Annotated in this window: 19 protein-coding genes; 13 read left to right on the top strand and 6 right to left on the bottom strand. The window is 61.6% G+C overall.

Translation table 11 applies throughout. The annotated features are described in order from the left end of the window. The first annotated feature begins 65 nt into the window (after window positions 1-65). The 4 genes from AC1Q6I_RS09230 to AC1Q6I_RS09215 all read left to right on the top strand — a co-directional run bounded on the left by AC1Q6I_RS09230 (window position 66) and on the right by AC1Q6I_RS09215 (window position 4,329). The gene (locus tag AC1Q6I_RS09230; protein WP_024076951.1) at window positions 66-779 is read left to right on the top strand and encodes a GntR family transcriptional regulator; all 714 of its coding nucleotides are present in this window, start codon (window positions 66-68) and stop codon (window positions 777-779) included. Continuing rightward, window positions 776-1,777: an ADP-ribosylglycohydrolase family protein gene (locus tag AC1Q6I_RS09225; protein ID WP_102624083.1), complete on the top strand. Its 1,002-nt coding sequence runs from the start codon at window positions 776-778 to the stop codon at window positions 1,775-1,777. Before AC1Q6I_RS09230 ends, AC1Q6I_RS09225 begins: the two co-directional genes overlap by 4 nt. A 175-nt stretch (window positions 1,778-1,952) precedes the next feature. Next, the gene (locus tag AC1Q6I_RS09220) at window positions 1,953-3,419 is read left to right on the top strand and encodes a purine-cytosine permease family protein (protein ID WP_024076949.1); all 1,467 of its coding nucleotides are present in this window, start codon (window positions 1,953-1,955) and stop codon (window positions 3,417-3,419) included. Further along, complete coding sequence (locus AC1Q6I_RS09215) at window positions 3,412-4,329, top strand: PfkB family carbohydrate kinase (RefSeq protein WP_069076843.1); 918 nt, start codon at window positions 3,412-3,414, stop codon at window positions 4,327-4,329. The genes AC1Q6I_RS09220 and AC1Q6I_RS09215 overlap by 8 nt, the downstream gene beginning before the upstream one ends. Window positions 4,330-4,773: 444 nt before the next feature. Here the strand turns inward: AC1Q6I_RS09215 and AC1Q6I_RS09210 are convergent, their stop codons facing one another. From AC1Q6I_RS09210 to AC1Q6I_RS09195, 4 genes are all read right to left on the bottom strand, one after another. Beyond that, window positions 4,774-5,040, bottom strand: coding sequence for a hypothetical protein (locus tag AC1Q6I_RS09210; RefSeq protein WP_024076947.1), 267 nt, complete (start codon window positions 5,038-5,040; stop codon window positions 4,774-4,776). A 51-nt stretch (window positions 5,041-5,091) separates the two neighbouring features. Next, window positions 5,092-5,436, bottom strand: a complete 345-nt coding sequence (locus AC1Q6I_RS09205; RefSeq protein ID WP_024076946.1) for a hypothetical protein — start codon at window positions 5,434-5,436, stop codon at window positions 5,092-5,094. Window positions 5,437-5,521: 85 nt separating this feature from the next. Then, a complete protein-coding gene (locus tag AC1Q6I_RS09200) occupies window positions 5,522-6,718 on the bottom strand; it encodes an MFS transporter (RefSeq protein WP_024076945.1) in 1,197 nt (398 codons plus the stop codon). A 111-nt stretch (window positions 6,719-6,829) separates the two neighbouring features. Beyond that, complete coding sequence (locus AC1Q6I_RS09195; RefSeq protein ID WP_069076841.1) at window positions 6,830-7,474, bottom strand: HD domain-containing protein; 645 nt, start codon at window positions 7,472-7,474, stop codon at window positions 6,830-6,832. 112 nt (window positions 7,475-7,586) lie between these two features. Between AC1Q6I_RS09195 and AC1Q6I_RS09190 the strand changes: the two genes are divergently transcribed. The 6 genes from AC1Q6I_RS09190 to AC1Q6I_RS09165 all read left to right on the top strand — a co-directional run bounded on the left by AC1Q6I_RS09190 (window position 7,587) and on the right by AC1Q6I_RS09165 (window position 13,647). Continuing rightward, window positions 7,587-8,066 (top strand): GNAT family N-acetyltransferase, encoded by a 480-nt coding sequence (locus tag AC1Q6I_RS09190; RefSeq protein ID WP_041161286.1) that lies wholly within the window; start codon window positions 7,587-7,589, stop codon window positions 8,064-8,066. Window positions 8,067-8,214: 148 nt separating this feature from the next. Continuing rightward, complete coding sequence (locus AC1Q6I_RS09185) at window positions 8,215-9,036, top strand: SDR family oxidoreductase (protein ID WP_069076840.1); 822 nt, start codon at window positions 8,215-8,217, stop codon at window positions 9,034-9,036. 36 nt (window positions 9,037-9,072) lie between these two features. Then, complete coding sequence (locus AC1Q6I_RS09180; protein WP_024076941.1) at window positions 9,073-10,059, top strand: substrate-binding domain-containing protein; 987 nt, start codon at window positions 9,073-9,075, stop codon at window positions 10,057-10,059. Next, window positions 10,056-11,555, top strand: coding sequence for an L-arabinose ABC transporter ATP-binding protein AraG (gene araG, locus AC1Q6I_RS09175; RefSeq protein WP_102624082.1), 1,500 nt, complete (start codon window positions 10,056-10,058; stop codon window positions 11,553-11,555). The genes AC1Q6I_RS09180 and araG overlap by 4 nt, the downstream gene beginning before the upstream one ends. 19 nt (window positions 11,556-11,574) lie before the next feature. After that, entirely contained in the window at window positions 11,575-12,540 is a 966-nt protein-coding gene (araH, locus tag AC1Q6I_RS09170) for an L-arabinose ABC transporter permease AraH (protein ID WP_024076939.1), read from the top strand. 303 nt (window positions 12,541-12,843) lie between these two features. Further along, entirely contained in the window at window positions 12,844-13,647 is an 804-nt protein-coding gene (locus AC1Q6I_RS09165; protein WP_024076938.1) for an IclR family transcriptional regulator, read from the top strand. On the opposite strand, the gene AC1Q6I_RS09160 is transcribed toward AC1Q6I_RS09165, so the two are convergent. Beyond that, window positions 13,648-14,700 carry an NAD(P)-dependent alcohol dehydrogenase gene (locus AC1Q6I_RS09160; RefSeq protein WP_024076937.1) on the bottom strand — a complete coding sequence of 351 codons (1,053 nt, stop codon included), beginning with the start codon at window positions 14,698-14,700 and terminating at the stop codon, window positions 13,648-13,650. It lies immediately after the preceding gene. A gap of 182 nt (window positions 14,701-14,882) precedes the next feature. Here AC1Q6I_RS09160 and AC1Q6I_RS09155 point away from each other — a divergent pair, with 182 nt between their 5' ends. Then, window positions 14,883-15,776 carry an AraC family transcriptional regulator gene (locus tag AC1Q6I_RS09155; protein WP_102625743.1) on the top strand — a complete coding sequence of 298 codons (894 nt, stop codon included), beginning with the start codon at window positions 14,883-14,885 and terminating at the stop codon, window positions 15,774-15,776. Between the two features lie 108 nt (window positions 15,777-15,884). Here the strand turns inward: AC1Q6I_RS09155 and AC1Q6I_RS09150 are convergent, their stop codons facing one another. Further along, entirely contained in the window at window positions 15,885-17,549 is a 1,665-nt protein-coding gene (locus AC1Q6I_RS09150) for an electron transfer flavoprotein-ubiquinone oxidoreductase (RefSeq protein WP_024076935.1), read from the bottom strand. Between the two features lie 533 nt (window positions 17,550-18,082). On the opposite strand from AC1Q6I_RS09150, the gene AC1Q6I_RS09145 reads away from it, so the two are divergent. Together AC1Q6I_RS09145 and AC1Q6I_RS09140 are read left to right on the top strand one after the other, a co-directional pair. Then, window positions 18,083-18,832, top strand: a complete 750-nt coding sequence (locus tag AC1Q6I_RS09145) for an electron transfer flavoprotein subunit beta/FixA family protein (protein WP_024076934.1) — start codon at window positions 18,083-18,085, stop codon at window positions 18,830-18,832. 2 nt (window positions 18,833-18,834) lie between these two features. Further along, window positions 18,835-19,764: an electron transfer flavoprotein subunit alpha/FixB family protein gene (locus AC1Q6I_RS09140; protein ID WP_024076933.1), complete on the top strand. Its 930-nt coding sequence runs from the start codon at window positions 18,835-18,837 to the stop codon at window positions 19,762-19,764. The last annotated feature ends 115 nt before the right edge of the window (window positions 19,765-19,879 follow it).

The raw sequence follows: 19,879 nt of genomic DNA, 5'->3' as shown, positions 1-19,879 counted from the left end.
GTTTTTTCATCCCTTTGAAATAATTCGCTTGCTGTGATCGGGCGCTTTCGGTTATCAATTTGTACATGATTAGACATGTTCGATTTGATAAGAAAAAACGCGTCGTCGACGAGCTCATCCGCCGTATCGAGGGTGGGGTGATGGCCGACGGTTTCCTGCTACCGGGCGAGCACCAGTTGGCCGAAGAGTTTGCGGTCAGTCGTGGCACCTTGCGTGAGGCCCTGGCCGAGCTCAAGCGCCGTAATTACATCGCCACCCAGAGTGGCGTGGGTTCCATCGTCACCTTTGACGGCATGGTGCTTGACCAGCGCAGCGGTTGGGCCCAGGCCCTGGCCGACACGGGCGCGCTGGTGACCACCGATATCCTGCGCTTCGAAGCCGTGACCCGCGCGGACCTGCTCAGCCGTTTCGGCAACGATCAATTTATTGCCCTCGACCGCCGTCGGCGCACCACCGACGGCACCGCCGTGTCCCTGGAACGCTCGTTGATGCCGGCGACCGGTGGCCTGGAAAGCCTGCCCCGTGTGGGCCTGATCGACAACTCCCTGACCATCACCCTGGCCGCCTACGGTTATGTCGGCGCCGAGGGCGACCAGTGGATCGGCGCCGAGCCGCTGAGCGAGGAAGACGCCGAATTGCTCGGTCGCCCGGCAGGCACGGTATTTCTCAAGGCTTCGCGTACCACCTACGACCGTCGCGAGCGCTTCATGGAGCACGTCGAAAGCTTGCTCGACCCTCTGCACTTTCGCCTGCACCTGCAGTTTGGAACGTCGAAATGACCCCGATGCTTCGCGCTCTTGGCGCTTTCTATGGCCTGGCCCTGGGCGATGCCTTGGGCATGCCCACCCAATCCTTGAGCCGTGAACAGGTCAAGGCGCGCTTCGGTGCGATCACTGCCCTGGAAGATGCTGACGCCAACCAGCCCATCGCGCCGAACATGCCCGCTGGCTCCATCACCGATGACACCGAACAGGCGATTCTGGTCGGCGAGTTGCTGGTGGAAGGCCACGGCAAGATCGACCCCACTGTGCTCGCCCAGCGCCTGATCGACTGGGAAGCGGTGATGCGTGCCAAGGGCTCCCAGGATTTGCTCGGGCCTTCGACCAAGCGCGCCATCGACATGATCCTCGCCGGGCACACCCCGGAAGAAGCCGGACGCTACGGCACCACCAATGGCGCGGCGATGCGCATCACACCGGTGGGCATCGCCGCCGATGTGCGCGACCCGGCGCAGTTTCTCCAGGCGGTGATCCAGGCGTGCCAGGTTACCCACAACACCACCCTGGGCATCTCCAGTGCGGCGGCGGTGGCCGCCGTGGTATCGGCGGGCATCAACGGTGTGGACCTGGGCGAAGCGTTGAACATCGGCACCCAGCTCGCCCAGCAAGCCGAAAGCCATGGACACTGGATTGCGGGCGGGCGTATTTCCACGCGCATCAGTTGGGCGCGGACCTTGAGCGTCGGCAGTGGCGACAAGGCGCTGTTCGCCGACCTGCTCTATGAATTGATCGGCACCTCCGTCGCGTCCCAGGAGTCGGTGGTGGTGTCGTTCGCCCTCGCGCAGCAAGTGGCGTCGGGCGAAATGAACGCATTTGAAGCCCTGTGCCTGGCCGCCAGCCTGGGGGGCGATACCGACACCATCGCCGCGATGCTCGGGGCCATGTTGGGGGCGTGCCTGGGCATGCAGTGCTGGCCTGAAGCGATGATCGAACAGGTCAAGCGGGTCAATGGCCTGGATCTACAGGCGCTGGTGCAGGGGCTGCTGACCATTCGGTAAGCGCCGCAAACAAACAGGTGGGAGCGGGCCTGCTCGCGTCAGCGGCGTATCCGCCCCGATGCTTTGACAGAAAGCGCGCTCCCACTGTGAGCTCATCGAGTCAGGAAGACCGAGAGTCGATCGACCTTAAGCATCTGCCACAACCACAACAATACAGGCACCAGGAGCACCCCTCATGAGCAGCATCTCTTCCAGCCAAAGCGCTGGGCAATTGGAAACACGCGGCATCGAACCGGTCCCTGAAGGCGAGTGCAACGGTCATCCGCTGCAACTGTTCTGGGTGTGGTTCGCCGCCAATATCAGCATTCTCGGCTTGCCGCTGGGCGCGACCCTGGTGGCGTTTCGTGGGCTGGCTATCTGGCAGGCGATCATCGTTGCGATCCTTGGCGCAGCCGGTTCCTTCGCGGTGGTGGGCATTATTTCCATCGCTGGCCGCCGTGGGCGTGCGCCCAGCCTGACCCTGTCCCGCGCGATCTTCGGCGTACGCGGCAATATCGGCCCGACCCTGGTCTCGCTGATGTCACGCCTGGGCTGGGAAACGGTCAACACCACCACCGCCGCCTTCGTGCTGCTCTCGTTGTGTTCGATCCTGTTCGGCTCCCCGGTGGAGGCGAAAAGTGCGCCGCTGCTGACCCTGATCTTCATCGCCATTTTCGTGTTGCTGACCCTGTCGGTTTCCGGCCTGGGCCACGCTACCTTGCTGGTGATCCAGAAGTGGGCCACCTATGTATTCGGTGCCTTGAACATCCTGGTCGGCGGTTTCCTCTGCGCCACCATCGACTGGAGCGCGGTGTTCAACGCTACCCCGGCACCGATGAGCGCGATGATGATCGGCATCGGCACCATGGCTGCCGGTACCGGTATCGGCTGGGCCAACGCCGGTGCCGATATGTCGCGCTACCAGCACCGCAGCGTCAAGGCCGTGCGCCTGGTGGCGTCCGCAGCGTTTGGTGCCGGCATTCCGCTGGTGCTGCTGATCACCCTCGGCGGCCTGCTGTCGGTGGGCAACCATGACCTGGCCTCGGCCACCGACCCGATCATCGCGATCCGCGACATGCTGCCGACCTGGATGGCCGTGCCGTACCTGATCACCGCGTTTGGCGGGTTGCTGCTGTCGAATAACTTGTCGGTGTATTCGGCCGGCCTCACCACCTTGACCCTCGGTCTGAAGGTCAAGCGCGTGCATGCGGTGATCGTCGACATCGTGGCGATCTTCGCCGGCTCCATTTACTTCATGCTGATCGCCGACAGCTTCTACGGTCCGTTCATCACCTTTATCTCGTTGCTGGCGGTGCCGATCACCGCCTGGGTCGGGATCTTTGTGGTCGACCTGATCCATCGCCACTACTACAGCCCCAAGGATTTGCTGGACGTGAGCCCAAGCAGCGCCTACTGGTATCGCGGTGGCGTGGAATGGCGGGCGTTCGGCGCCTGGGCCGTGGCGATCGTGCTGGGTTTCAGCTTCACCACGATCGGTACCACTGCGCAAAACATCTGGTTCGCCGGGCCATTGTCCGACTCCTGGCTGGGCCACAACGGCCTGGGCTGGATCGTCACCTTCCTGGTTGCCGGCGGCATTTACGCGGTACTCGGCGGCGCGGCTGACCGTCGTCCGGCTTTAGTTGAGAGCCCCAATGTCTAGATTGCTGCACACTGGCCAGGTCATCGTCGACCTGGTCATGTCCCTGGAAAAACTGCCGGCCACCGGTGGCGACGTGCTCGCGCACTCGGCCAGCTTCGAGGCTGGCGGCGGGTTCAATGTGATGGCGGCGGCGCGACGCAATGGCTTGCCGGTGGTGTACCTGGGGCGTCATGGCAACGGCCGCTTCGGCGACCTGGCCCGTGCCGCCATGCAGGCCGAAGGTATTGAAATGGCCTTGGCGGCCAGCGGTGGCAAAGACACCGGGTTGTGCGTGTCTCTCACGGAAGCCACCACCGAACGCACCTTCATCTCCCATATCGGCGCTGAGGGCGAGTTGAGTGCCGAGGACTTGGCCGCCGTAACGCCGCAGGCGGACGACTATGTGTATGTCAGTGGCTACAGCCTGCTCCTTGAGGGCAAGGCACAGCCGCTGATCGACTGGCTGCTGGCACTGCCACGCGCAATCGTGGTGGTGTTCGACCCGGGCCCTCTGGTCAAGGCGCCGGGCTCGGCCTTGATGAGCGCATTGTTGCCGCGTATCGATATCTGGACCAGCAATGGCCCCGAAGCGCTCGCGTTTACCGGTGCGGCGGATATCACCGCCGCGTTGCCCGCGCTCAGTCAGCACCTGCCCGCCGAAACGTTGCTGGTCGTGCGTGACGGGCCGAATGGCTGCTGGGTCGGGCGCGCGGGTGAGGTTGAGCACGTGCCGGGCTTCAAGGTGCGGGCCGTGGATAGCAATGGCGCTGGGGATGCGCACGCGGGCGTGTTCATGGCCGGTCTGGCCATGGGCCTGGCGCCCGCCGTGGCGGCACGCCGCGCGAACGCGGCGGCGGCACTGGCGGTTACCCGCTGGGGACCTGCGACGTCTCCAGGCACTGCCGAGGTTGACGCGCTACTCGCTGAATGACCATGCACTCAAAGATCGGCAAGCACCCTCTGATCAATGATCAAGTAACTTATTGATTTTTAAGGTTTAGTCTTTCCCTTGAGCGCCCGGTTTTTTGTGGCGAACGAGCTTGTTGTAGTGAGCGGGCTTGTTGTGGCGAACGAGCTTGTTGTGGCGAGCGGGCTTGTTGTGGCGAGCGGGCTTGTTGTGGCGAGCGGGCTTGCCCCGCGTTGGGGCGCGAAGCGGCCCCTAAACCCATCGACCGAGATCCCGCGGGTAGGATCGCGGTGGATTTGCTGGGGCTGCTGCGCAGCCCAACGCGGGGCAAGCCCGCTCGCCACAGACGGGCCGATATTCTTCGATATGCGCCGCTTAGCGCTTCTGTTCAGCGGTGAACATTGCTTCCACGACGCATCGCGATATTCCTTCTGGCCCTTGGATCAGGGCCAGGCCAGATAAAAGCCATTACTGCCGGGTTTGGCTTTCCAGCTTTCGCGCTTCTTCCACGCCCGACGCGGTCAGCTTGATCGGCAGGTTCAACGCATAGTCACCGGCAGCATCGGTGGTCACATGCCCATCCTTGATAAAGCCGCGGTCTTGCAGGAGCGCCAAGACACTGGCGACCACTTTTTCACCGCGGTAATTATCCAGCACCTCCTTGCCCAACCCGTTCGGGTGGGCGTGCAGCAGGCGGGTGAGGACTTCTTGTTCAAGGTTTTTATCGACGTTCATGCATACCTCTTCACTGGGAAATGATCGGGTGTTGGTCTTGCTACCGATGCATCAAGGCGCAGGCTGTTTCGGGGCGCCTGGGATGTTGGAGTCGTCGCCTTTGTTGATCGTCGGCTGATTGACCGATGGGCCCATTTTGCCGTTACCGACCGCGGCCGGGGCCTGGCGCTGGGTGTCGTTGCCTTTGGTGCGCGGATCGGCGCCGTTGTCGATGATGGCGCCACCGTTGGTGTCGAGGCCGGTGCCCATCGAATCCTGGGATTCCTGGGTGGCAGGGCTGGGCGGGCTGCCCACAGGATCGGTCTTGCCGGTGGACGAGGTGGCGGCCAATGCACTCAGCGAAGCGGCGGACAGCAGGCCGGTGAGGGCGAGGGCGGCAAACGTGGAATTCTTCATGAGGGTGTCTCCATATGATTAATGTCCTTACCCTTGATTGGTCCGCCCAGTTTGCGGGTTCGTGCCTCGGTGGCGACGAACGGTATCAGCTTACCTGTAAGATTTTATGTGCCGAGAGACGGCGCTCGATCAAGCGTGCAACGGTGATCAGCCAGTTCAGCGCGGCGATGATCAGTACGCCCAGCATCAGTGTCGACAGCCCGAATTCGACGATGATCTTGCCCGCCAGCCAGGGAAAGCCAAACACGCCGACAAAGTAGGCCAGGCTGAACAGCAGCAATGCCTGGGACGTTGTACCGGGCGGCGCTTCGTGGGCGACCAGCCCGTTGATGACGGAATACGTCAGGCCGTATCCCACTCCCAGCGTGGCCGCCGCCAGCAGATAGCTGAGGTTGCCGCTCACGCCAAAGGCGAACAGTGCGATCGAACCGAGCATGATCCCGGATAACACACAGGCAGCCCGATAGGCATCCAGCTTGACCACGAAGCCGGCGATCAACAGGCGGCTGGTGATCGCTGCACTCAGGAACCCCGCGAAGAACAGCGAGTAGTCCAACCCGTGCGCGGCGGCATAGCTGGTCTGGAACGATGAGAGCCCGCCAAACACGCAGCCACCCAGGCCGACCATGAGGATCGCGAACGCCGCCTTGGAAGACAGCACCCGGCGGCTGGCGGCCAGGGAAATCCGCGAAGCCGGGGCATTTTCCCGATGCTTGAGCGCGGCGCCCAATCGCCAGAAAACAAGAACCCCGGCGAGGCTGGCCAACCCGGCAATATAGAACGCGGTCGTCAGGGGCAGGTCCAGTGCCGCGGTGGCGCGTCCGAGCAAAGGGCCGGAGCCGATGCCACTCAACATGCTGCCCGACAGCAGCGCAAAGTACTTGGCGCGTTGGCTGGGTTCTACCAGCAAGGTCACGATGATCGGGCCCAGCGTATAGAAGACGCCCCAGCCCAATCCGAGGGCCAGCCCGAACAGCATCAAGCCCTGGCCAAACCCTGGCGTCAGGGCAAAACCCAGGCAGGCAAGTACCAGCAACACGCCCATCCCCGCGATGGCCCGTGCCGCTCCCCACGCATCGGCCAAGTGCCCGGAGAGCACCACCGCCACGAACGTGCTGAGCATTGCCGTGGAAATCACACTGCCCGCGTCATGCTCGTTCCCACCGCGCGAATGAATCAGCAACGACAGCAAAAAGGTTGAACCGTAGGACAGCGACAATAGGAAGCTGGCAAGGCAAAACAGGGCGAACAATTTTCCGCCCACCGGTGAGGTGGAGTGCATGGGCAAGCCTTGGGGTCGTTGGAGTTATGGCCGATTTTTACCACGCACGCCCAGGCGGATTGTTCTGTGGTTGGTGGTGCTTGCGTTAGCCGGCAACGGAGTAAGGCCGGTTTACAGTGCGCCGATCTCCTCGATAAACGTCTCCATGAATCCCTTGAGCCGATGGTGGCGGGCTTGTGCCAGGCGCTGGCCGGTCGGCGTTTGAAATCCGTCGGCCAACGACAATAATTTGGTCTGGAAATGGTCCAGGCAAAAACGTTTGTCGTCGTACTCGCGGTGGCGTGCCGTGGGGTCGGCCGGGTCATACAAACCGCTGCCCATGCGCCCGGCGGTGTAGAACGTGCGGGCTACGCCGATCATGCCCAGGGAGTCGAGGCGATCGGCGTCCTGCGTGATCTTGGCCTCCAGGGTCCGAGGCTCCAAGCCAGCGGAAAAACTATGGGTGGCGATGGCGTGGGTCACGGCGTCGACCCTGGAGGCGGGCCAGCCGAGCAACTGCAACGTCTGCGCCGCCTTGTCGGCGGCCAGCTGCGAGGCTTTCGAGCGCAACGGTGAGTTTTTCTCGACGGCCACGCAGTCGTGCAGCAATACCGCCGCCAGCAACACCTCCAGATCACCGCCTTCCTGCGCCTGGATCAAGCGTGCGTTGTGCCATACGCGCTGCAGGTGCGACAGATCGTGGGCGCCATCTTCCGAAGGCCCGAGGGCATGGGGCAGTAAGGTGGCGGCGAGGTCGGGCAGGGGCGCGAAGGGCATGGGGCTTCTCATCAGGCGGTGGGCCAACAGGGTAGTCGCGATTGAAATTGCACTGCAATCGGTGATGAAACCGTCTTAGTATGTGGCCTTTGAATTTGCCCAAGGTTCGCCCATGACCATTGAGATTCGCCCCGCCGTGCCCAGCGATGCTGCACAGATCCTGACGTTTATCACCGAGCTTGCCGAGTATGAAAAGGCCCGGCATGAAGTGATTGCCAGTGTGGTGGATATCGAGCGCAGCCTGTTCAGCGAGGGCGCTACTGCCCATGGCCTGATCTGCTCGCGGGACGGCTTGCCAATCGGATTCGCGGTGTTCTTTTTCAGCTATTCCACCTGGTTGGGCAGCAATTGCCTGTACCTCGAAGACCTCTACATCAACCCGGAGCAGCGCGGCGGCGGGGCGGGCAAGAAGCTGCTGCGCCACCTGGCGAAGATCGCCTGCGACAACGGGTGCGGGCGCTTTGAGTGGAGCGTGCTGGATTGGAACGAGCCGGCGATTGCCTTCTATAAGTCCATCGGGGCCCAGCCGCAGGAGGAGTGGGTGCGCTATCGGATGGAAGGTGATGCCCTGAGGGATTTCGCCCAGGGCTGATACCCCTCGTAAACCGGCCAGCAAGGCCGGTTTTTTTATATCTATGCTCACTATGTGGGATGCAAATTTATATATTGAGATATTTTGGCTTTCGGGTTTATAGTCGGCGGCATCAGCACTCACTACCAAAAATAAAACAGGTGAAGCGATGCAGGCACAACCGTTGTCACTCCCCGCCGTACCCGAGCCGACTTACGGCGATCGGCTGAAAAACAAGGTGGTGATCGTCACTGGCGCCGCCCAAGGCATTGGCGAGGCGATCGTTGCCTGTTTCCAGGCCCAGCAGGCGCGGCTGGTGATCGCGGATATCCAGGGCGCAAAGGTCGAGGCTGTCGCTGCCCATTGGCGTGAACGCGGCGCCGAAATCCATGCACAGCCCGTCGACATCACGTCCAAGGAGCAATGGCAGGCGTTGGTCAATGTGGCCATCGAGCGCTTTGGCCGCGTGGATGTGCTGGTCAATTGTGCCGGGGTCAATGTGTTCCGCGACCCTCTGGAAATGACCGACGAAGACTGGCGCCGCTGCTTTGCCATCGACCTCGACGGCGCGTGGTACGGCTGCCGTGCAGTGTTGCCGCACATGATCGAGCAGGGCATCGGCAACATCATTAACATCGCTTCCACCCATTCCAGCCACATCATTCCCGGCTGCTTTCCCTATCCTGTCGCCAAGCACGGCCTGCTCGGCCTGACCCGCGCCCTCGGTATCGAGTACGCGCCCAAGGGCATCCGCGTGAATGCCATCGCGCCGGGCTATATCGAGACCCAGCTCAACGTCGACTACTGGAACGGCTTCCCCGACCCGCATGCCGAGCGCCAGCGCGCGTTCGACCTGCACCCGCCCAAGCGTATCGGCCAGCCCATCGAGGTGGCCATGAGCGCGCTGTTCCTGGCCACTGACGAGGCGCCTTTTATCAACGCCACCTGCCTGATGATCGATGGCGGGCGCTCCGTGATGTACCACGACTAGACGTCGCCGCCCCAATAACAACAAGAGGTGCCATTCATGAAAAAAGGAATACGCGTTCTCGCCGCCGCTATTGCGTTAAGCGGCTTCAGCGCATTGGCCTGTGCCGAAGAAGTGAAGATCGGCTTCCTGGTCAAGCAGGCGGAGGAACCCTGGTTCCAGACCGAATGGGCCTTTGCCGAAAAGGCCGGCAAGGACCAGGGCTTTACCGTGATCAAGATCGCCGTGCCGGACGGTGAGAAAACCCTCTCGGCCATCGACACCCTGGCCGCCAATGGCGCCAAGGGCTTTGTCATCTGCCCGCCGGATGTGTCCCTGGGCCCGGCAATCATGGCCAAGGCCAAGCTCAATAACCTGAAAGTGCTGGCGGTGGACGACCGCTTTGTCGACGCCAAGGGCAAGCCCATGGAAGACGTGCCCTACGTCGGCCTGGACGCCTACAAGATCGGCCAGAAACAGGGCGAAGCCATGGCTGCGCAAGCCAAGCAGCGCAACTGGGACTGGAAGGACACTTACGCGGTCATCAACACCTTTGACGAGTTGGAAACCGGCAAGAAACGCACCGACGGTTCGGTGGAGGGCCTCAAGGCCGCCGGGTTGCCGGCCGACCATATCCTGTTCAGCGCACAGAAAACCCTCGACGTCCCCGGTAGCATGGATTCCACCAACTCCGCCTTGGTCAAACTGCCCCGTGGCGCGAAAAACCTGATCATCGGCGGTATGAACGACAGCACTGTGCTCGGCGGCGTGCGCGCCACCGAAAGCGCCGGCTTCAAGGCGGCGAACGTGATCGGCGTGGGCATCAACGGCACCGACGCCATCGAAGAACTGAAAAAATCCGACACCGGCTTCTACGGCTCGATGCTGTTGAGCCCGGATGCCTCCGGCTATAAAACGGCCACGGCGATGTTCGAGTGGGTAACCAAAGGGACTGAGCCGGCCAAGTTTACCGCCCTGGATAACGTGACGCTGATCACCCGCGCCAACTTCAAGGCTGAACTGAGCAAAATAGGGTTGTGGAAATGAACGGGGCGGCTCTGCGGTTCGACGGCATCGGCAAGGAATTTCCCGGGGTCAAGGCGCTGGCGCAGATCAGCTTTGAAGCGCGTCCGCACCAGGTACATGCGCTGATGGGGGAGAACGGTGCGGGTAAGTCGACCCTGCTGAAAATCCTCGGGGGGGCCTATATTCCCAGCAGCGGCACGGTGCATATCGGCGAGCAGGCCATGGATTTCAAATGCGCCGCCGACAGCATCGCCAGCGGCGTCGCGGTGATTCACCAGGAACTGCACCTGGTACCGGAAATGACTGTCGCGGAAAACCTGTTCCTCGGGCATTTGCCGTCGCGCTTCGGCGTGGTCAATCGTGGCCTGCTACGCAAGCAGGCCCTGGCCTGTCTCAAGGGCCTGGCCGATGAAATCGACCCCGAGGAGAAGCTCGGGCGCCTGTCCCTGGGCCAGCGCCAACTGGTGGAGATCGCCAAGGCCCTGTCCCGCGGCGCCCATGTGATTGCGTTCGACGAGCCCACCAGCAGCTTGTCCGCCCGGGAAATCGACCGCTTGATGACCATCATCGGACGCCTGAGGGACGAGGGCAAAGTGGTGCTCTATGTGTCCCACCGCATGGAAGAGGTATTCCGCATCTGCAACGCGGTGACGGTGTTCAAGGACGGCCGCTACGTGCGCACCTTCGACGACATGAGTGCGCTGACCCACGACCAACTGGTGACGTGCATGGTCGGTCGCGATATCCAGGACATCTACGACTATCGCCCGCGTGAGCGCGGTGATGTGGCGCTGAAGGTCGACGGCCTGCTCGGCCCTGGCCTGCGCGAACCGGTGAGTTTCGCGGCGCACAAGGGCGAGATCCTCGGCCTGTTCGGGCTGGTCGGCGCCGGGCGGACCGAGCTGTTGCGCCTGCTCAGCGGGCTGGAACGCAGCAGCGCCGGGCAGTTGCAATTGTGCGGTGAACCGCTGCAACTGCGTTCACCGCGCGATGCCATCGCCGGCGGCGTGTTGCTGTGCCCTGAAGACCGTAAGAAGGAAGGCATTATTCCGCTGTCCAGCGTCGCGGAGAACATCAACATCAGCGCCCGTGGTGCCCACGCATCGTTCGGCTGGTTGTTGCGTGACGAGTGGGAAACCGGCAACGCCGACCACCAGATCAAGGCGATGAAGGTCAAGACGCCGAACGCGGAGCAGAAAATCATGTTCCTCTCGGGCGGCAATCAGCAAAAGGCCATTCTGGGTCGCTGGCTGTCGATGCCGATGAAGGTCCTGCTGCTGGACGAACCGACGCGAGGCATCGATATCGGCGCCAAGTCGGAGATCTACCAGATCATCCATAACCTGGCGGCCAGCGGTATTGCGGTGATCGTGGTGTCCAGCGACCTGATGGAAGTGATGGGCATCTCCGACCGCATCCTGGTGATGAGCGAAGGCGCCCTCACTGGCGAATTGACCCGCGATCAAGCGGATGAAGCACGGCTGCTGCAACTGGCTCTCCCGCGTTCGCGGGCTTGAAGAATAAGAGGGTTTGGGTATGTCTCAGGTAAAAACTGCAAAGGGCTTCTGGCCGGGTTTCAACCAGCGCAAGTTTCTCGATGATTGGGTCATGCTGTTGGCAGCCCTGAGCATCTTTGTGCTCAGCGCACTGTTCATCGACAATTTCCTTTCGCCGTTGAATATGCGCGGTCTGGGCCTGGCGATTTCCACCGTGGGTATTGCGGCGTGCACCATGCTGTTCTGCCTGGCCTCGGGGCACTTCGACTTATCGGTGGGCTCGGTGATCGCTTGCGCCGGCGTGGTGGCGGGGATCGTGATCCGCGACACCGACAGCGTGGTGCTCGGCGTGTCCGCGGCGTTGGCCATGGGCCTGGTGGTGGGGCTGATCAACGGCATCGTGATCGCCAAGTTGCGCATCAATGCATTGATCGCGACCTTGGCGACCATGCAGATCGTGCGCGGCCTGGCCTATATCTTCTCGAACGGCAAGGCCGTGGGGGTGATGGACGAGCGCTTCTTCGTGTTCGGCAACGGCCAATTGCTGGGCGTGCCGGTGCCGATCATTATCACCGTGCTGTGCTTTGTGTTCTTCGGCTGGCTGCTCAACTACACCACCTATGGGCGCAACACCATGGCCATTGGCGGTAACCAGGAAGCGGCGTTGCTCGCCGGGGTCAACGTCGACCGCACCAAGATCATCATCTTTGCCGTTCACGGCTTGATCGGCGCGTTGGCTGGGGTGATCCTCGCCTCGCGCATGACCTCGGGCCAGCCGATGATCGGCCAGGGCTTCGAGCTGACGGTGATTTCGGCGTGTGTGCTGGGTGGGGTGTCGTTGAGTGGTGGCATCGGCATGATTCGCCACGTGATTGCCGGGGTGTTGATCCTGGCGATCATCGAGAATGCGATGAACCTGAAGAATATCGATACCTTCTACCAGTATGTGATCCGCGGTTCGATCCTGTTGCTGGCGGTCATCATCGACCGCATGAAGCAGCGCTAGACCGAATACCTCAGGCCCCCTGTGGGAGGGGGCTTGCCCTAATGCCGTTCAGTTAAGGCTTTTTTGTAGGAGCGAGCTTGCTCGCGAAGAACTCACAGGCGCCGCGTTGATTCAGGAAACACGCGTGATCGTTGACGTTTTTCGCGAGCAAGAACTAGGCGTCCCCCTCGCTCCTACAGAAGGCGATGTACGCTTAGCTGAACGGCATTCGGGCAAGTCCCCTCCCACACTTGGATCGACGCTGTGTTCGCGTTCAGCATTTGCCATAATGGCGCCGTTTTCGTACTTCCCAATAGGCCCGATATGCAGGAAACCGCCCACACCCCCGTCAAAGACGCCGCCCCCACCGGCACCCAGACCCTGCTGCGTGGCCTGGGCGTCGTGCAAGCGGTGGCCGCGGGTGCGCGGGATCTCAAGGAGATCGCCAAGCGCATCGGCACCACCCGCAGCACCACGCACCGCCTGGCCAGTTGCCTGGTGGACGAGCGTTACCTGCGCGTGGTGCCGCAAGTGGGTTACCTGCTGGGGCCGAAGCTGATCGAGCTGGGGTTCCAGGCGCGCGAAGAGTTGCCGTTGGTCAGCCTGGCCGTGCCTTACCTGGACGAACTGTCGGCCCTCACCGGTGACACCATTCACTTGGCCATCCGTGAAGACGACGACGTGCTCTACCTGCACAAGAACCCTGGCCGCTACGGCCCGGAAATGCGCTCGCGGGTGGGTCATCGCATGCCGTTGGCGCGGACCGGGGTCGGCAAGGCGATGTTGCTGGATGACACCGCCGAGGAGTGGCAGCGCCTGTACCAGGCCAGTTTTCCGCAGGGCGGCAAGAGCCAGCAGTGGCCGCAGCACCCGGAGCAATCCTGGGCGCAGTTCGAGCAGCGCATGTGTGAATACGTGGCGGGAGGGTATGCGTTCGATCTGGAAGACAACGAACCGTCGATCCGTTGCGTGGCGGCACCGGTGCGCGATGCCAGCCGGCGTATCGTCGCCGGCATCAGCATCGCCAGTACCGTGCCCTACATGCCACTGGAGAAAATGGCCGAGCTGATCCCTGTGATCAAACAGGTCGCAGCCCGGCTGTCTGCGGAGTTGGGCGCGAAAGCCTGATCAGGCTTTCAGGGTCGCCATGTCGATGACAAAGCGGTACTTCACGTCACCGGCGATCATGCGGGTGTAGGCCTCGTTGATCTGGCGGATATCGAGCATTTCGATGTCGCAGGTAATGCCATGCTCGGCGCAGAAATCCAGGACTTCCTGGGTTTCGGCAATGCCACCGATCAGCGAGCCGGCCAGGACTTTACGACCCAGCACCAGCTTGGCGGCGTTGACGGGCGGATCTACCGGCTCGATCAAGCCGACCAGGATGTGCACGCCGTCAAAGCGCAGTACATCCAGGTAGGGGTTGAGGTCGTGTTGCACCGGAATGGTGTCCAGCAGGAAGTCGAAGTGCCCGGCGGCGGCTTTCATCTGTGCGGCGTCGGTGGACACGATCACATGGTCGGCGCCCTGGCGACGGCCTTCTTCGGCCTTGCTCGCGGAGCGGGTGAACAGGGTCACCTCAGCGCCCATGGCCTTGGCGAACTTGATGCCCATGTGGCCCAACCCCCCCATGCCGAGGATGCCGACTTTATCGCCGGCCTTCACGCCGTAGTGCTTGAGCGGTGAATAGGTGGTGATACCGGCACAGAGAATCGGTGCGGCGCTGGCCAGGTCGAGCTTGGCCGGGATCTTCACCACGAAATGCTCGCTGACCACGATGCTGTCGGAGTAGCCGCCCATGGTGTTGCTGCCATCGACCCGATCCGGGGTGGCATAGGTCATGGTCGGGCCTTCGAGGCAGTATTGCTCCAGGTCCGCCTGGCACGCGTCGCAGTGGCGGCACGAATCGACCATGCAACCGACGCCGACCAGGTCGCCGACTTTATGCGCGGTGACGCTGGTGCCGACGGCGGTGACTTTGCCGACAATCTCATGGCCCGGCATCAGCGGGTAGACGGCAATGCCCCATTCGTTGCGGGCCTGGTGGATGTCGGAATGGCATACGCCACAGTAGAGAATCTCGATTGCCACGTCATCGGCGCGCGGGCTGCGGCGTTCAAATGACATGGGGGCGAGGGGAGTGGTGGCCGATTGGGCGGCATAACCGATGGCGGTATACATGGAGAAAACCTCGCAGAAGCAGTGACAGATGAGGCGGGCCATTCTCCGCGCCACCCCCAGGTGCGGCCATGGCGATTGCTCCGAGTCTCATGCCTATTCCTCCGGGAGTGCCCCGGGTTTGGATCTATGTGTCGCCAGACCTGCGATGATGTTCCCATCCCTTTTTCGCGAAGTTTTTTGCCATGTTGTTGACCCGCCATCTCGACGCCAATGCCACGCTGGTTTCCTTGATTGAGGGGCTGACGTCGTGCGACGGTTTTTCCCCGACCCACCTGCCTGGTGTGCAAGTGCTGCGCGCCAGTTGCGATGTGGCACGTGGCCCGCAGATCTATGAGCCGAGCCTGATGTTCGTGGCCCAAGGCAGCAAGGTCGCCTACCTGGGCCCGCGCACCCTGGAGTACGGCGCCGGGCATTACCTGATCCAGGCGATGCCGGTGCCGTTCGAGTGCGAGACCTTCGCCCTGGCGCCCGGTGCGCCGTTGCTGGGTGTGACGGTGGGGATTGACCGGGTGGTGCTGGGGGAGTTGGTGATGGCAATGGGCATGCAGGCCGGTCCGCCGCCGACGGCGCAGACCTTGGAGTCGATGAGTTCGGTGGTGCTCGACGATGCGATGCGCGGCTGCGTCGAACGGCTGTTGCTGTGCCTGCATGATCCGCTGGAGAGCCGGATCATGGGGCCGGCGCGGGTGCGGGAATTATTGTTCACCGCACTGCGCGGGCCACAGGCCGATGTGCTGCGCGCGTTGGTGGAACAGCAGGGGCAATTTTCGCGAATCGCCACCTCGTTGAATCACCTGCATGCCCATTTCGCCGAGCCACTGAATATCGAGACGCTGGCGGGGTATGCGCACATGAGCGCGTCGACGTTTCATGAGCATTTCAAACGTTGCACGCTGTTGTCGCCGGTGCAGTACCTCAAGCGCTTGCGCTTGCTCAAGGCCCAGCAATTATTGCTGGTGGAAGGCATGGGGGTGGCGCAGGCGGCGCATAGCGTGGGGTATCAAAGTACGTCGCAGTTCAGCCGCGAGTACAAACGCTACTTCGAGCGCAACCCCGGCGAAGAGCGGGCTGCATAGTCATGTCAGGCAACAGCACAATCCAACTGTGGGAAGGGGGCAACCCCTCCTACAGTTGATCGAGTTTGATTCCATAAAAAAGGCTCCCGTTTGGGAGCCTCGTTTGGCTTACATATTCGGGTAAGTCGGCCCGCCCGAGCCTTCCGGCGTGACCCAGGTGATGTTCTGCGAAGGATCCTTGATGTCACAGGTCTTGCAGTGCACGCAGTTCTGGGCGTTGATCTGGAAGCGCTTCTCGCCATCTTCCTTGGTCACGACTTCATACACGCCAGCCGGGCAGTAGCGTTGCGCCGGTTCATCGTAGAGCGGCAGGTTGGTGCCGAGCGGGATGCTGGGGTCTTTGAGCTTCAAGTGGCACGGCTGTTCTTCTTCGTGGTTGGTACCGGAGATGAACACCGAGCTCAGCTTGTCGAAGCTCAACTTGCCGTCGGGCTTGGGGTAGTCGATCTTCTGGCAGTCCTTGGCCAGCTTGAGGCACGCATAGTCGGGCTTGGTGTCGTGCAGGGTGAACGGCATCTTGCCACCCAGGATGTTCTGGTCGAACCAGTTGAAGCCGGCGCCGATGATCGGGCCGAACTTGTGCATCGCCGGGCCGAAGTTGCGGCTGGCGAACAGTTCTTCGTAGAGCCAGCTGGCCTTGAAGCTGTCGACGTAGTTGGTCAGTTCGTCGCCGCCTTCGGATTCGGCAAACAGGCGTTCGGCCACGGCGTCGGCAGCGAGCATGCCGGACTTCATCGCGGTGTGGCTGCCCTTGATCTTGGCCACGTTCATGGTACCCAGGTCGCAACCGATGAGAGCGCCGCCCTTGAACACCATTTTTGGCAACGAGTTGATGCCGCCTTTGGCCAGGGCGCGTGCGCCGTAGCTGATGCGCTTGCCGCCTTCGAGGTACTGGGCCAGCACCGGGTGGTGCTTGAGGCGCTGGAACTCATCGAACGGCGACAGGAAGGTGTTGCTGTAGGACAGATCGACGATCAGGCCCACAACGACCTGGTTGTTTTCCAGGTGATAGAGGAACGAGCCACCGGTGTTCTCGTTGCTCATGATGTCCAGCGGCCAACCGGCAGTGTGCACCACCAGGCCAGGCTGATGTTTGGCCGGGTCGATTTCCCAGATTTCCTTGAGGCCGATGCCGTAGTGCTGGGCGTCGGCGTCGCTGTCCAGCTTGAAGCGCTGGATCAGTTGCTTGCCGATATGGCCGCGGCAGCCTTCGGCGAACAGCGTGTATTTGCCGCGCAGTTCCATGCCTGGGGTGTAGACGCCTTCTTTGGGATGGCCTTCGCGGTCGACCCCGAGGTCGCCGGTGATGATGCCGCGCACCACACCGTTTTCGTCGAACAGCGCTTCCTGGGCGGCGAAGCCTGGGTAGACTTCCACGCCAAGGTTCTCGGCCTGCTGGGCCAGCCAACGGCACAGGTTGCCCAGGGAGATAATATAGTTGCCTTCGTTGTGCATGGTCTTGGGCACAAAGAAGTCAGGCACCTTGGTCGAGGTGTCGGCGCTGCGCAGTACATAGATGTCATCGCGCACCACCGGGGTGTTGAGCGGGGCGCCGAGTGCTTTCCAGTCCGGGAACAGTTCGTTCAGGGCGCGGGGTTCGAACACGGCACCGGAGAGGATATGAGCGCCGACTTCGGAGCCTTTTTCGACCACGCAGACGCTGATTTCCTTACCGGCTTCGGCGGCCTTCTGCTTCAGTCGGCAGGCGGCGGACAGGCCCGCCGGGCCAGCGCCGACGATGACCACGTCGAATTCCATGTATTCGCGTTCCACAGGCTATCTCCTACTCAAGGCTCAACAGGCTTTTTTTCTAATGGGTGGAGGTTAGGTGTCATAACCGTCATCGCTGCTTTAAACAGCAGGGTATGACCCACCTTTCTCTCTAGGTGGCGCATTATATCTACACCACTCCCAGCGTCCAATACAAACGTTTGTTTGAATTGCTTGGAGGCTAGGTAAATCAAAGCAACGCGGCTTATGACTGACCATTTTGCCGTATTGACCAGAATAGGTGTTCCGGTCAATATACGGTCGGTTTTGCGCTTAGCGTAGGCAGACTGTAGGTTTCAAGAGCACGTCCAAAAGCAGGGCGAAGGCAAAACGGGTGACGCGCGTGCAAAAGATGGCGCGCAGTTTACACGCCGCGAGAAAGAATGACCTCCCAGTCACCACTGACGAACGGTCATCACTGGCCTCTCGCGGTGTCATTCGCCGACGTTTTTGGAGGTGCCCTTGTGTGCCGATGAGCATCAACCGCCAGGTTCGCCTAGGCGACTTTCTTTTCACCGGAGAGTAACGAGGAATCCATGAAGGTTCTTGTAGCTGTCAAACGCGTTGTCGATTACAACGTGAAAGTTCGCGTCAAGGCGGACAATTCCGGCGTCGACCTCGCTAACGTCAAGATGTCGATGAACCCTTTCTGCGAAATCGCTGTGGAAGAAGCTGTACGCCTGAAAGAGAAAGGCGTTGCGACTGAAATCGTCGTGGTTTCCATCGGCCCGACCACTGCTCAAGAGCAGCTGCGTACCGCCCTGGCACTGGGTGCCGACCGCGCCATCCTGGTTGAGTCCGCTGAAGAGCTGACCTCCCTGGCCGTGGCCAAGTTGCTCAAGGCCGTTGTCGATAAGGAACAGCCTCAACTGGTGATCCTTGGCAAACAGGCCATCGACAGCGACAACAACCAGACTGGCCAGATGCTGGCTGCGCTGACCGGTTACGGCCAGGGCACCTTCGCCTCCAAAGTCGAAGTGAGCGGCGACAGCGTGGCTGTCACCCGCGAAATCGACGGCGGCGCGCAGACAGTTTCGTTGAAACTGCCCGCCATCGTCACCACCGACCTGCGTTTGAACGAGCCGCGCTACGCGTCCCTGCCAAACATCATGAAAGCCAAGAAGAAGCCTCTCGAAGTGCTGACTCCGGACGCTTTGGGCGTTTCCACTGCCTCCACCAACAAGACCGTCAAGGTCGAAGCGCCGGCTGCACGCAGCGCGGGTATCAAGGTCAAGTCGGTGGCTGAACTGGTCGAGAAACTGAAAAACGAAGCGAAGGTAATCTAACAATGACTATCTTGGTAATCGCTGAACACGACAACAAGGTGCTGGCTCCGGCCACCCTGAACACCGTGGCTGCTGCCGCAAAAATCGGTGGCGACATTCACGTGCTGGTTGCAGGCCTTGGCGCTGGCGCCGTGGCTGAAGCCGCTGCGAAAATCGCTGGCGTGAGCAAAGTCTTGCTGGCTGACAACGCCGCCTACGCGCACCAGTTGCCTGAAAACGTTGCCCCTCTGGTCGCAGAGCTGGGTGCCGGCTACAGCCACATCCTGGCCGCCGCCACCTCCAACGGCAAAAACATCCTGCCGCGCGTTGCTGCGCAGTTGGACGTTGACCAGATCTCCGAGATCATCTCGGTTGAAAGCGCCGACACCTTCAAGCGCCCGATCTACGCCGGTAACGCCATCGCAACCGTACAGTCCAACGCTTCGGTCAAGGTCATCACCGTGCGCGCCACCGGCTTCGACCCAGTGGCTGCCGAAGGTGGTTCGGCTGCCGTTGAAGCCGTCGCCGCTGCCCACGACGCTGGCACTTCCAGCTTTGTTGGCGAAGAGCTGGCCAAGTCGGATCGCCCTGAGCTGACCGCTGCCAAGATCGTCGTATCGGGCGGGCGTGGCATGCAGAACGGTGACAACTTCAAGCACCTGTACGCCCTGGCCGACAAGCTGGGCGCGGCGGTCGGCGCTTCCCGCGCAGCCGTCGACGCAGGTTTCGTACCCAACGACATGCAGGTCGGCCAGACCGGCAAGATCGTTGCGCCACAGCTGTACATCGCCGTCGGTATCTCCGGCGCGATCCAGCACTTGGCCGGTATGAAAGACTCCAAAGTGATCGTTGCGATCAACAAGGACGAAGAAGCACCGATCTTCCAAGTGGCCGATTACGGCCTGGTGGCGGACTTGTTCGAAGCCGTACCTGAGTTGGAGAAGCTGGTCTAATCCAGCCGCTTCACTTATAAAGAGCCCGGTCTTTGGACCGGGCTAATGAGATGGTCACCCCCACACCCTGCGAGGGCTACGCTTTCGCAGGGTGTTTTGTTTTTGGAGGCCATCA

This window comes from Pseudomonas sp. MPR-R2A5 (assembly GCF_058793055.1).
This window is presented reverse-complemented; position numbering and strand designations above follow the sequence as displayed.

Excerpts from the sequence above, each read along its gene's own strand:
- AC1Q6I_RS09225 (WP_102624083.1), top strand. The coding sequence starts at position 776 with ATGACCCCGATGCTTCGCGCTCTTGGCGCTTTCTATGGCCTGGCCCTG.
- AC1Q6I_RS09180 (WP_024076941.1), top strand. The coding sequence starts at position 9,073 with ATGAAAAAAGGAATACGCGTTCTCGCCGCCGCTATTGCGTTAAGCGGC.
- AC1Q6I_RS09230 (WP_024076951.1), top strand. The coding sequence starts at position 66 with ATGATTAGACATGTTCGATTTGATAAGAAAAAACGCGTCGTCGACGAG.
- AC1Q6I_RS09190 (WP_041161286.1), top strand. The coding sequence starts at position 7,587 with ATGACCATTGAGATTCGCCCCGCCGTGCCCAGCGATGCTGCACAGATC.
- AC1Q6I_RS09145 (WP_024076934.1), top strand. The coding sequence starts at position 18,083 with ATGAAGGTTCTTGTAGCTGTCAAACGCGTTGTCGATTACAACGTGAAA.
- AC1Q6I_RS09205 (WP_024076946.1), bottom strand. The coding sequence starts at position 5,436 with ATGAAGAATTCCACGTTTGCCGCCCTCGCCCTCACCGGCCTGCTGTCC.
- AC1Q6I_RS09165 (WP_024076938.1), top strand. The coding sequence starts at position 12,844 with ATGCAGGAAACCGCCCACACCCCCGTCAAAGACGCCGCCCCCACCGGC.
- AC1Q6I_RS09210 (WP_024076947.1), bottom strand. The coding sequence starts at position 5,040 with ATGAACGTCGATAAAAACCTTGAACAAGAAGTCCTCACCCGCCTGCTG.
- AC1Q6I_RS09140 (WP_024076933.1), top strand. The coding sequence starts at position 18,835 with ATGACTATCTTGGTAATCGCTGAACACGACAACAAGGTGCTGGCTCCG.
- AC1Q6I_RS09160 (WP_024076937.1), bottom strand. The coding sequence starts at position 14,700 with ATGTATACCGCCATCGGTTATGCCGCCCAATCGGCCACCACTCCCCTC.
- AC1Q6I_RS09215 (WP_069076843.1), top strand. The coding sequence starts at position 3,412 with ATGTCTAGATTGCTGCACACTGGCCAGGTCATCGTCGACCTGGTCATG.
- AC1Q6I_RS09195 (WP_069076841.1), bottom strand. The coding sequence starts at position 7,474 with ATGCCCTTCGCGCCCCTGCCCGACCTCGCCGCCACCTTACTGCCCCAT.
- AC1Q6I_RS09155 (WP_102625743.1), top strand. The coding sequence starts at position 14,883 with ATGTTGTTGACCCGCCATCTCGACGCCAATGCCACGCTGGTTTCCTTG.
- araG (WP_102624082.1), top strand. The coding sequence starts at position 10,056 with ATGAACGGGGCGGCTCTGCGGTTCGACGGCATCGGCAAGGAATTTCCC.
- AC1Q6I_RS09200 (WP_024076945.1), bottom strand. The coding sequence starts at position 6,718 with ATGCACTCCACCTCACCGGTGGGCGGAAAATTGTTCGCCCTGTTTTGC.
- AC1Q6I_RS09220 (WP_024076949.1), top strand. The coding sequence starts at position 1,953 with ATGAGCAGCATCTCTTCCAGCCAAAGCGCTGGGCAATTGGAAACACGC.
- araH (WP_024076939.1), top strand. The coding sequence starts at position 11,575 with ATGTCTCAGGTAAAAACTGCAAAGGGCTTCTGGCCGGGTTTCAACCAG.
- AC1Q6I_RS09185 (WP_069076840.1), top strand. The coding sequence starts at position 8,215 with ATGCAGGCACAACCGTTGTCACTCCCCGCCGTACCCGAGCCGACTTAC.